The 11,032-nt window shown below is 38.7% G+C and carries 11 protein-coding genes and 1 pseudogene; 9 read left to right on the top strand and 3 right to left on the bottom strand.

Translation table 11 applies throughout. The features are described from left to right. Nucleotides 1-5 precede the first annotated feature (5 nt). Entirely contained in the window at nt 6-6,074 is a 6,069-nt protein-coding gene (locus MICAI_RS21735) for a putative Ig domain-containing protein (protein WP_008207118.1), read from the top strand. Between the two features lie 263 nt (nt 6,075-6,337). Here the strand turns inward: MICAI_RS21735 and MICAI_RS21730 are convergent, their stop codons facing one another. Together MICAI_RS21730 and MICAI_RS21725 are read right to left on the bottom strand one after the other, a co-directional pair. Continuing rightward, nucleotides 6,338-6,550 carry a type II toxin-antitoxin system HicA family toxin gene (locus tag MICAI_RS21730; RefSeq protein ID WP_008207116.1) on the bottom strand — a complete coding sequence of 71 codons (213 nt, stop codon included), beginning with the start codon at nt 6,548-6,550 and terminating at the stop codon, nt 6,338-6,340. Further along, nucleotides 6,547-6,753 (bottom strand): type II toxin-antitoxin system HicB family antitoxin, encoded by a 207-nt coding sequence (locus MICAI_RS21725; protein ID WP_008207114.1) that lies wholly within the window; start codon nt 6,751-6,753, stop codon nt 6,547-6,549. The genes MICAI_RS21730 and MICAI_RS21725 overlap by 4 nt, the downstream gene beginning before the upstream one ends. 510 nt (nt 6,754-7,263) lie before the next feature. Between MICAI_RS21725 and MICAI_RS21720 the strand changes: the two genes are divergently transcribed. From MICAI_RS21720 to MICAI_RS21685, 8 genes are all read left to right on the top strand, one after another. Then, nucleotides 7,264-7,650, top strand: coding sequence for a DUF6883 domain-containing protein (locus tag MICAI_RS21720; protein WP_008207112.1), 387 nt, complete (start codon nt 7,264-7,266; stop codon nt 7,648-7,650). Between the two features lie 14 nt (nt 7,651-7,664). Then, on the top strand, nt 7,665-7,967 hold the full coding sequence (locus MICAI_RS21715) for a hypothetical protein (RefSeq protein WP_008207110.1): 303 nt from the start codon (nt 7,665-7,667) through the stop codon (nt 7,965-7,967). A gap of 116 nt (nt 7,968-8,083) precedes the next feature. Next, entirely contained in the window at nt 8,084-8,302 is a 219-nt protein-coding gene (locus MICAI_RS21710; protein ID WP_004163690.1) for a type II toxin-antitoxin system HicB family antitoxin, read from the top strand. Next, the gene (locus tag MICAI_RS21705; protein ID WP_002782277.1) at nt 8,299-8,478 is read left to right on the top strand and encodes a type II toxin-antitoxin system HicA family toxin; all 180 of its coding nucleotides are present in this window, start codon (nt 8,299-8,301) and stop codon (nt 8,476-8,478) included. Before MICAI_RS21710 ends, MICAI_RS21705 begins: the two co-directional genes overlap by 4 nt. 437 nt (nt 8,479-8,915) lie before the next feature. Then, nucleotides 8,916-9,110 carry an NAD(P)H dehydrogenase subunit NdhS gene (locus MICAI_RS21700; RefSeq protein WP_002759298.1) on the top strand — a complete coding sequence of 65 codons (195 nt, stop codon included), beginning with the start codon at nt 8,916-8,918 and terminating at the stop codon, nt 9,108-9,110. A gap of 2 nt (nt 9,111-9,112) precedes the next feature. Continuing rightward, entirely contained in the window at nt 9,113-9,787 is a 675-nt protein-coding gene (locus MICAI_RS21695; protein WP_002759297.1) for an HAS-barrel domain-containing protein, read from the top strand. 299 nt (nt 9,788-10,086) lie between these two features. Beyond that, a complete protein-coding gene (locus MICAI_RS21690) occupies nt 10,087-10,302 on the top strand; it encodes a hypothetical protein (RefSeq protein WP_002782275.1) in 216 nt (71 codons plus the stop codon). Beyond that, a complete protein-coding gene (locus MICAI_RS21685; protein WP_008207104.1) occupies nt 10,299-10,580 on the top strand; it encodes a type II toxin-antitoxin system RelE/ParE family toxin in 282 nt (93 codons plus the stop codon). The genes MICAI_RS21690 and MICAI_RS21685 overlap by 4 nt, the downstream gene beginning before the upstream one ends. Before the next feature lie 58 nt (nt 10,581-10,638). Here MICAI_RS21685 and MICAI_RS28050 read toward each other — a convergent pair. Beyond that, nucleotides 10,639-10,981: pseudogene (locus MICAI_RS28050) on the bottom strand (hypothetical protein). Between the last annotated feature and the right edge of the window lie 51 nt (nt 10,982-11,032).

The raw sequence follows: 11,032 nt of genomic DNA, 5'->3' as shown, positions 1-11,032 counted from the left end.
TGGATTTGCGCTTAGGTGTTTTAAGCCCCAATTTAGGGAATCAATTACCTGAAATTAATTCTACACCCTCAACTAATACCCGTTCTGGTTATAACTACACATATCAAGTTATCGCAGAAGACCAAAACGGCGATCGCCTCACTTATACACTAAATAATGCACCAACAGGCATGGCTATTGATAACAGAGGTTTAATCACTTGGACACCAACAGAAGCACAAATTGGCGTTAATGCGGTTACTATTTTGGTAACAGATGGACGAGGTACGCCAGTCAGTCAAAGTTTTAATATCAACGTATTTGACTTGATTACTAATACTGCGCCAAGCATTAACTCAACTCCTAATCTCTCCACTTTTATTAACCGAATTTATGAGTATAAAGCTATTGCTAATGATAATGAAGGTGATAAAATCACTTGGACTTTAACTGAAGCACCCATAGGAATGATTTTTAATTCGGAAACTAACACAATCCGTTGGCAACCTTCAGAAAATCAAGTAGGAAATAATCGAGTCGTTTTAGAGGCATCTGATGGTAAAGGGGGTATTGATACTCAAGAATTTATTGTCAATGTAAAAACTGGTAATTCACCACCAAAAATTATTTCCACTCCTGATACCTATGCAGGTTTAGATCGTACTTACAAATACGAAATTATCGCCACCGATTCTGACAATGACACTTTAAGGTATCAACTTATTAATTCGCCTCAAGGCATGACCATTAATGAAAATACAGGTTTAATAGAATATAATCCTAGCCAGTTGGGCATACAAACAATAGATATATTAGTAAGTGATGGTTTTGGAGGTTTTAATAGCCAATCCTATCAAATACAGGTATTGGAGAAATACCCCAATCGTTCACCTCAAATTAATACTACTCCTATCAAAGTTGTAAGTAACGGAGATTTATATCAATACGATGTCGAGGCTAATGATCCCGAAAATACCGCTATTAGCTACAATTTAACGGTTAAACCCAATGGGATGACTATTGATACAAATACAGGTTTAATTACTTGGCAAACTCAAAACACCACTAACGGTGATTTTCAAGTTACAGTCACAGCGACGGATGCAGATGGTGGGATTGCCTATCAAAATTACTATATCCGAGTTACTCCTAATCAAGCACCGATTATTAATTCTCAGCCGTTAGAATTAGCTCAATTAGGCGTTACTTACAAATATGATGTTATTGCCAAAGATGCAGATAACGACACTTTAACCTATAATCTCTTACAAGCGCCTCAAGGTTTAACAATTGATCAATTTGGCCGTATTCGTTGGCAATCTGCATCCCAAAATCAAGGTATTTATCCTGTGACGATTCAAGTCAGCGATGGACGCGGGGGAATCACCACTCAAACCTATAACTTAACCCTTAGCAATGATGATATTACTAATCCGGTAGTGGAATTAGGCTTTAATAGTAACCTGATTAATATTGGGGAAAGTGTTAATTTCCAAGTTCGAGCAACGGATAATATCGAAGTTAAAACCCTCACTTTAACGGCTAATACAACTCCGCTAACCCTTAATCCCAATAGTCCCAATGGACAAATTAATACTGCCACTTTTGTCGGTCAAAAAGCAGGAGTTTATCAAATTGTTGCTACTGCTACCGATGCAGCCGGTAATCAGGATACAGAAACAATTGAAGTGCGGGTACTTGATCCCAGTGATACCGAAGCACCTGTTGTTGAAATTAACAAAACTAACTTAGAAGCCACCCAAGGCATTATCAAGTCGCCTACAGATATTATTGCTACCGTCACAGATGATAACCTCGAATTTTATCGAGTGGAAATTGCCCCGATTGAAGCAGTTGATTTAAGCAATATCGGGGAAAATGATCCAGATTATACTTTATTGACAAAAGGCACTCAAAATGTTACTAATCAGCAGGTAGCTAATCTAGATCCTCGTTTGTTGGCAAATGGAAGTTATCTAATAAAAATTACCGCTTTTGATTTTAGTGGTAATGGTAATGTTCAAGGCGTTATTTTAAATGTGACAGGACAAAATAAACCGGGTGACTTTTCTTTAGAATATACCGACCTATCTATTCCTTTAACTGGTATTCCCATTGAAATTGTCCGTCGTTATAATAGCTTAGAAAGTGCAAGCCAAGGAGATTTTGGCTATGGTTGGGATTTAGGTTTACAAGATGCCAAAATTGTCGAATCCTCCCCCGATGGACGAGATTTAAGTGAGGCTAATTCCGATTTATTTGGGACTTCTAATACCTTCTCCGTCGGGACACGAGTAACTTTAAATACTCCCGATGGCCGCCGCGTTGGATTTACTTTTAATCCCGTACCAGTTTCTGCTAGTTTCTTCGGTGCAATTTATGCTCCTAGCTTTACTCCCGATGCTGGTGTATTTGATAAATTGGAAGTAGAAAACACTCCGTTAACTATTCGTAGTGACGGTACTGTAGGAGCATTTTTATTCAGTTTTCTTGGTTATAATCCCTCGCAATATAAATTAACCACCAAAGACGGCACGGTTTATAACTATGATCAGAATTTTGGTTTAATTGATGTCACCGACAGAAATGGCAATAAATTAACCTTCTCCGATGAGGGTATTACTAGCTCAACGGGTGCTGAAATTGACTTTATTCGAGATGCTCAAGGTCGCATTACTGAAATTATCGATCCTGATGGTAAATCTATTAAATATGTTTATGATAGCAACGGTGATTTAATTGAGGTGATTGACCGCACTAATAACACCACCGAGCTAGTTTATGATGACCCCAATCGTCAACACTTCTTAACAGAAATTATCGATCCATTGGGACGCAGTGCGACTCGTACTGAATATGACAAAAATGGACAAATCAGCAAAATTATTGACGCTAACGGTAATGAATTAAATATCACCTTTGATAATGCTACTAATAGCCAAACTGTTAAAGATCCTTTTGGTAAGACTATTACCCGGGTTTTTGATGCTCAGGGTAACGTCATTCAAGAAGTTGATCAATTAGGGGGCATTACTTTACGCACTTACGATGAAGATAATAACCTGTTAAGTGAAACCGATCCCGAAGGTAATATCACCAGTTATACCTATGATAGTCGAGGTAATAAGCTGACAGAAACCGATGGGGAAGGTAACAAGAAAACCTTTACTTATAACCAAAGTAACGACATCTTGACAGAGACTACTGCTTTAGGTTTTGTCACCACTTACACCTATGATAATAACGGTAATCTCACTAAACGGGAAGACACAGAAAGCAATGTTACTGAATATAAATATGACTCCTTGGGACTTTTAACCACTGTCACCGATGCTAATGGTAAAATTAGTAACTTTAAGTATGATAATCGTGGTAACTTAACTGAATTAACCGATCCTACGGGAGCAAAAACCACCTTTACCTATGATAGTAATGGACGAGTAGCGAGTGTTACTGATGCTTTGGGTGCTATTACTAATTATATCTATGATGCTCAAGGGCGCTTGATTGAAAAAGCTGATCCTGAAGGGAGTAGTTGTGGTTGTGCAAGGGGTATTACTAAAACCGAATATAACGCCGCTGGGGAGAAAATCGCCGAAATTGACGCATTAGGAAGACGCACAGAATACCGTTATAATGATCGTGGTTTATTAATTGAAACCATCTTACCTGATAGCACTCCTGATAATTTAAGCGATAACCCGCGCACCCAAAATGAATACGACGCTTTAGATCGTTTAACGGGTTTTATTGATGAATTAGGACGTAAAACTATCTATATTTATGATGCTTTAGGGCGAGAAATTGAAGTAATTTATCCTGATAGTACCCCTGACAATTTAAACGATAATCCCCGCACTAAGAAAGAATACGATAAAGCTGGGCGAAAAATTGCCGAAATTGACGAATTAGGTAATCGTACCGAATATGACTATGATAAGAGCGATCGCCTTTTAACTGTTACTAATGCCCTCAATCAAATTACTAGCTATAATTATGATGCAGACGGGCGACAAATTGCCATGACAGATGCGTTAGGGCGCATCACTGAGTATGATTATGACGAGCTTGATCGTCTTCTTACCACAACTTATGCTAATAATACGGTAATGACTACCACTTATGATCCTTTAGGACGAGTGATAGCAGAAACAGATTTAGCAGGAAATACCACTAATTATGAATATGACGCTTTAGGAAGACTAACGGCGGTAATTGATGCTTTAAATCAACGTACTGAGTATAAATATGACTTAGTGGGTAATTTAATCGAGCAAAAAGACGCAAATGGTAACATCACTAAGTTTGAGTATGACAGTTTACGCCGTCTAAAAGCGACTATCTTACCCGCAGGACAACGTAACGAGACAATTCACGACAAAATCGGTAATTTAATCAAAGTAACCGACTTTAACGGAGCAGTCACCACCTATAAATATAATGAGCGTAACTGGTTAACCGAAAAATCCTTCTCTGATGGTACAGCTACGGAAACCTTTACCTATACCTTGACGGGGGAATTAGCTACCGTTATCGATAACCGAGGGATGACAAATTATGTTTATGATGAGCGTGACAGATTAATTAGTCGTACCGAACCCGATAACCGTACTATTAGCTATACTTACGACAAGGCTAGTAATATTCTTACCTTAACCGTACCTTCAGGCACAACTACTTATACTTATGATGTGTTGAATCGCCTTGATACTGTTAAAGATGCCGATAATGGAGTAACAGACTACGATTATGATACGGTGGGTAATTTGATTAAAACAGTCTTCCCCAATGGGGTGATTGAAAATCAACAATATGACTTATTAAATCGCTTAACCTATCTCGAAAACCGCAACTCTACGGGCATTATTTCTAGTTATACCTATACCCTAGATGCAATGGGTAATCGGGTGAAAGTGGTAGAAAATGATGGTCGCACTGTGGAGTACACCTATGACAATCTCTATCGTTTAACTCAAGAGAAAATTACTGACACTGTAGCAGGTAACAAAACGATTACTTATAGTTTTGATGCAGTAGGAAATCGTTTAGAAAAAGTCGATTCAGTGGCAGGTAAAACTACCTATAACTATGATAAAAACGACAGATTATTAAAAGAAATCCTTGGCGGAAATATTACCCAATATCAATACGATGATAAGGGTAATCTCCTTGCTAAGGTAGAAGATGGCGCAACTACCACTAATTATGAGTGGAATGCTAAGGGTGAATTAACCGCGGTAGAAGTCACGGAAAACGGCGAAACCGGACGTATCGAGTTTGAATATGATCATAATGGTATCCGAGTGGCGATTGATGTGGATGGTGAGGTGACTCGCTTCTTAATTGACAATAATCAACAGCAATACGCCCAAGTGATTGAGGAATATCAAACTAATGGTACAGTTAATACTACCTATACTCACGGTTGGGATTTAATCTCTCAAAATGACGGTGCAAATCGGATTTACTATCAAGTGGATGGTTTAGGTAGCACTCGTTTAATGACGGGTAATAATGGTTCTGTCATTGTAGAATATGATTATGATGCTTATGGTAATTTAACCCGTAAAGTCGGGGATGCGGATAATAATTATCTGTTCGCTGGTGAGCAGTTTGATGATGCGGTAGATGGTTATTATTTACGAGCAAGGTATTATGATCCTAATACAGGGCGTTTTGCTTCCGTTGATCCGTTTGAGGGTTTCAATAATCAACCGATAACCTTGCATGATTATTTATACGCTGGGGTTAATCCGGTAAATGCGATCGATCCTAGTGGGGAAGCAGCCTTGATAGAATTTAGTACGCTTACTGGGAAGATTGCTTTTGCTGCATTTTTAGGGGCTACATATGGAATAGTTGGGAAAGTGACTTGTGTAGCAGCTTCAGGAGAAACAATTACACTTGAAGAAATTGCAATTGCAGGACTTTTTGGAGCGGCAGTGCCCGTTATCATCGGCCTAGTTACTGCATCACTTAGCATAGGTGCTTACAGTTTTCTGTGGACAACAAAAATTAATCCTTTTATTGTAAAGCCTGCTACTGGTGCTCTATTAGGATGCGACTATATTGACATTATTGTAAATATTGTCTAAATGCTCAGATCTTGTAGGGTGCGTTAGGCGGCGATAATCTCTGTTAAAAAACCTCAATTAACAATCCGCCGTAACGCACCAAATTCATCATTAAATTGGTGCGTTACGCTTTGGCTAACGCACCCTACGATTTATGTTTTTGTTTGCGGCGATAATCTCTGATAAAAAACCTCAATTAACAATCCGCCGTAACGCACCAACTTTATTATTAAATTGGTGCGTTACGCTTTCGCTGTAGAATTGCGATCATTTGTTAACCCAAATTAGAGATCATCTGGAGTTAATCCTGTTAATTTAGCAATTCTTGCTAACATTTTATGGCCAATTTCATCGCCATCATGGAAAGCAAAAACGACATCATTCCAGCCAGATATTTCTAAAGTTTTATGAGAGCCTGTCTGTCGTTTAATTTTCCAACCTATGCTTTTTAATGCTTTTAAAACTTGTTTAGCTTTCGTTGCTGACCATTGACTCATAGAGCAACAAATGATAAATTTAGGTGATTTTCTGGAAGTTCTCCCTGTTCAAGTTGATCGGCTAAGACACGCAAAGCAAGGGCTTGAACTTTAGAAATAGCTTCCTGTTGACTATTGCCATAAACTAAAACTCCCGGAAGTTCGACGATTTCAGCAATATATCGTCCATCTTCTTCTTGTTCTATTTCAATCTTATAATTCATTTGATAATTACCTATTTGATGAACTTCTGTCTTGATTATGGTATTATAGTAAGTAGCTGGTTATAATTAAATTAAAAATGGATTTTAGGTTCGATCCCCCCTGCCCCCCTTGATAAGGGGGGTGCCGATCCCCCCTGCCCCCCTTGATAAGGGGGGTGTCTGACAACTTTTAACGCCTACCTACTTATATTTTATAGGTGAGGTGGATAGCGATCGCTTATCGGTGGGGTTGAAGGGCGATTATGGTCAAATATCATCTTCAGTGCGATCGCCCATCTTGTAGTGGATTGTTTCAGCTAAAATGAGATCTTGTAGTTGGGTTGACAACGGAAACCCAACATCATCCCCCGATTATTCTTCATGTTATGGGTTGGGTGGCACTTCGTTTAGCTCAAACTGCGAATGATTTTTATTATCTTTGCTCATATAATCAGGAATCTTAACCCTATGCTCTGAAATTATGATACTCTAATCCCAGAGCTTGATTCAGAGCATTTGTAAGATTGTAATATGAGTATTAGCTGGAAAGAAGGAGATCCCTTACCAAATGCAGATCAAGCCGAAATAGAATTGCGAAAGTTTACCGATTACTCATTGCAACCTAACAACCCTCAAAATCAAGGAAAATGGATGGGATTTGCCATGATAGGTTATTCTGTTGAAACTCAAGAAGGCCGTCAAATTGCAACTCAAGATATAATTCAACAAATTCGTCAAATTTTACCTTATGCACCAGCCTATAAAAGCAAAAATAATCCCTATGGTATGAGATTAAAAGTTACAATTAGGATCAAAGGTTTTAATGGAGGGCAAGGAAATTTAATCACAATCTGGCAAATAGATCAAGGCAAAATTATTCCTAGATTAATTACAAACTGGTTAGAAGTTGACAGCTAAAGGAGCAAAACATAATGAAAGCAAAAATTAATGATTCGATTCAAACTTTAATAGATCTAACCGCCGATTTTTCAGATTTAATCATTCCTAAAGGAACAATTGGTGCAATAGTTGAATGCTATCCTAATCCTGAAGCATACGCTATTGATTTAATGATTTCTAGTCCTAAAGTCATTGGTGGTTTTACTTATGAAAATGTAATTTTATCTCCTGAACAATTTATTGTTATTTCTTCTCAATCAATATCAGTGCGATCGCCTGATCTTGTAGGTTGGGTGATGGGTACTCAACCCAACATCATCCCCATGATGCTCTAATCTTGTGTCGTGATCTTGTGATATTTTGATTGAGAGTGCGATGTTGAAGGCACTGCGTAGCAGCACGCTAATTCATAAATTATCGAATAATTCATAAATTATCAAAGGAGATTGTCATGAAAGGAGAATTTACCGCCATCATTGAAGCAGCAACAGAAGGGGGATACTGGGCGATTTGTCCTGAAGTACTAGGTGCAAATGGTCAAGGAGAAACCATTGAAGAAGCCAAAGAAAGCTTAAAAAGTGCTATTCAACTAATTTTTGAAGATCGTTTAGCTGATATTCGTCGAGGACTACCAAAAGAAGCGATCGAGGAGACAATTTCCATTCCATGAAACGTCAAGAATTAGAAAAAAAGTTGCGGAAAGCTGGTTGTTATCTTAAGCGAGAGGGCGCTTCTCATTCTCTTTGGATTAACCCTCAAACTGGGGTGATTGAAGCTGTACCACGACATACAGAAATCAAAGAATTTTTAGCACAAAAAATTCTCAGAAACCTGAATGCTCAATAGTGCGATGCCGAAGGCACTGCCTAGCAGTACACCGATCTTGTAGGGTGCGTGTTTGCGGCGATAATTTCTGATAAAAACTCAAATTAACAATCGGCGCCCCACGCACTAACTTTATTATTAAATTGGTGAGTTACGCTATCGAAAAGCTCACCCTACGAGTTAGTGCGCTCACCTGTGGCTGGGGTTGAGGGTTGAATAGAGCAAATTATAAATTATTAAAGCAAAATCGATGGGAACCATTCCCTTAACTTTAGAACAGCTTATTTAAGCAGTACAACAATTGTCGCCTGAGGAACGAATTGCGATCGCCTGATCGGGTAGAGAACAGGGACGTATTGCCTAAGAAGGATAACAGAAGGTAGGGGTAAGTCACGACTCCCTGATCACTAATTTTTGATAAGCTAAGAGACAGTAATTATAATTTCGTCGTCAATCCTATGATTTTGCCAGGTAGTACCGTTCGAGTCACCAATCCCGATGATACCTATTATAAATTTGAAGGTTTAGCCCAGCGTTTAAGCGATGGGAAAGTGGCCGTTCTTTTTGAGGGGGGTAACTGGGATAAGTTAGTCACCTTTAATCTCTCGGAATTAGAAGAAGTAATTATTGCCCCGGCTAAAGGCAAAAAATAACCATGCGTCCACCCTTACCGCAATTGGCCACGGATAACCGCCATCCCGATCATATCGCCGAAGTTATCGAGACGACGACGACCGAGTTTTTGGCGCAATGTTTGGAACCAGAGGAGTTAAACTTCCCTTTTATGCCTGCTTTTGGTAGTTGGGTGAAAGCCTACGATGAAGAAACGGGTAATAAGATTTTTGGGATTGTCACCTTTGCCACCACTGCACCCATCGATTCGGTACATCGCGCTAGAGCTTTGGGGTTATCTTTGGCTGAATTGCGGGAACAACAGCCGCAGATTTTCGCTATGTTAAAAACGGAATTTCGGGCAACTATTGTCGGTTTTGAAACCTTACCCGGACAATTTAATGGCAATGGTGCCGGGCGAGGTTATATCTATCAATATATTCCTCCCCGTCCCCCACAAATTCATCAGGCGGTTTATCAATGTGAGTCGTTAGAAGTGGTTTATTTTAGTGAACAATTAGACTTTTTACGAATTTTATTACAGGTCAAAAATACTCCCGTGGAAGCTTTGGCAGCTGCTTCTATCCGTCAGATGTATCAATTGCGTCAAGCCGATCGACAATGGTTAGTGAATGTAGGCAGACAGTTAAGTGTTTTACTTAAAGATGATTATGATCGCTTGCGTTATATTCTCAGTCAAATTCATATTAGTCCTTAGATGATTCGGCTCTCTTGGCGCTCTGAGAGTGGTGGAAATCCCTTACTCCCTCTCTTTGTGTCCTTTGTCTCTTTGTGGTTAAGAAAAAAATCAGCAACCCTTGGCCATTCTCGGAAATGTCGGGAATGTTTCTAGATAACATTCTCTACCCAGTGAATATAGGTCAAGTTTCTGTTTTTTTGTTCTCTGGGTTGACTAGACAAAAAATATCGATATAATGAATGTTTATGCGTTAACTCTCGCTATTTTTAGCCTTGATTGTAAATTCTAGATAGTTTAATTGATCGCCCCTTAGGAAAATGGCAATACAAACAACCTTTGCAGAGATTTTAGAAGCAGCCGAGCAACTTCCCCTTGAAGATCAAGAAAATCTCATTCATATTTTACAGAATCGTCTTCGAGATCAAAAAAGAACAGAGTTGTTTAGAGATGTTCAAGAAGCTCAACAAGAATTTGCACAAGGTCAATGTCAACCCCTGACACCTGAACAAATCATGGAGGAAATCCTTTCGTGAATTTTGTTTTATTACGCTCCAATATATTTATTAGAAATGCTCGAAAAATTGTGAAAAAACAGGCTTTTTTAGCTCAAAATATCCAAGAAACTTTAGCTTTATTATCCGTAGATCCATTTCAACCTCGATTAAGAACCCACAAATTAAAAGGGGAGCTTAAAGATTCTTATGCTTGTAGTGTCGGCTATGATTTAAGAATTGTCTTTAAATTCGTTGAATATGAGCAGAAACAGGCAATTCTTTTGGAGTCAATTGGGACTCACGATGAAGTTTATTAGTGCGGATGATTATTGCGCTCAGTTTGGAGAAACCGAAACAGAATCAAGATAAAAAACCCTAAGATGCCTCATTAACAGATATTTCAGCTTTTTTGAGGGCAATTTGCCATTCTAAGTCAGCTATTTCTCGATCGAGTTCGGCAATTTCACTATTAACTTGCTTTAAATCGGCGATAATTTCTTGTTTACTGCGTTTTCTACCGTAGATAGCCAGTTCATCCTTCATCCTCTTGTAATTTCTCAAGGATAGAGTCTAGGGAAGCGGTTAAATCGGCCGAGGGACTATCCATAATACCTAAACGCATTAATACCTGTACCGCTTTGACAACGTCTTGCTGATAAGCTTCTCTAGAAGGGTAATCTTGGGGGTTTTTGAGATTTAAAGCGTCAATGATATTCATATTCCATCTTATGAAGGTTAAATGCGAAACTGTGATTATGTCACACTTAAT

It is taken from the genome of Microcystis sp. T1-4 (genome assembly GCF_000297435.1).
Classification (GTDB): Bacteria; Cyanobacteriota; Cyanobacteriia; order Cyanobacteriales; family Microcystaceae; genus Microcystis.
Note: the sequence above shows the minus strand (reverse complement) of the source record. Positions and strands in the feature narration are given on the sequence as shown.

Coding starts and splice junctions, on each gene's coding strand:
- MICAI_RS21730 (WP_008207116.1), bottom strand. CDS start 6,550: ATGAGTCAATGGTCAGCAACGAAAGCTAAACAAGTTTTAAAAGCATTA.
- MICAI_RS21725 (WP_008207114.1), bottom strand. CDS start 6,753: ATGAATTATAAGATTGAAATAGAACAAGAAGAAGATGGACGATATATT.
- MICAI_RS21720 (WP_008207112.1), top strand. CDS start 7,264: ATGAGTATTAGCTGGAAAGAAGGAGATCCCTTACCAAATGCAGATCAA.
- MICAI_RS21715 (WP_008207110.1), top strand. CDS start 7,665: ATGAAAGCAAAAATTAATGATTCGATTCAAACTTTAATAGATCTAACC.
- MICAI_RS21710 (WP_004163690.1), top strand. CDS start 8,084: ATGAAAGGAGAATTTACCGCCATCATTGAAGCAGCAACAGAAGGGGGA.
- MICAI_RS21705 (WP_002782277.1), top strand. CDS start 8,299: ATGAAACGTCAAGAATTAGAAAAAAAGTTGCGGAAAGCTGGTTGTTAT.
- MICAI_RS21700 (WP_002759298.1), top strand. CDS start 8,916: ATGATTTTGCCAGGTAGTACCGTTCGAGTCACCAATCCCGATGATACC.
- MICAI_RS21695 (WP_002759297.1), top strand. CDS start 9,113: ATGCGTCCACCCTTACCGCAATTGGCCACGGATAACCGCCATCCCGAT.
- MICAI_RS21690 (WP_002782275.1), top strand. CDS start 10,087: ATGGCAATACAAACAACCTTTGCAGAGATTTTAGAAGCAGCCGAGCAA.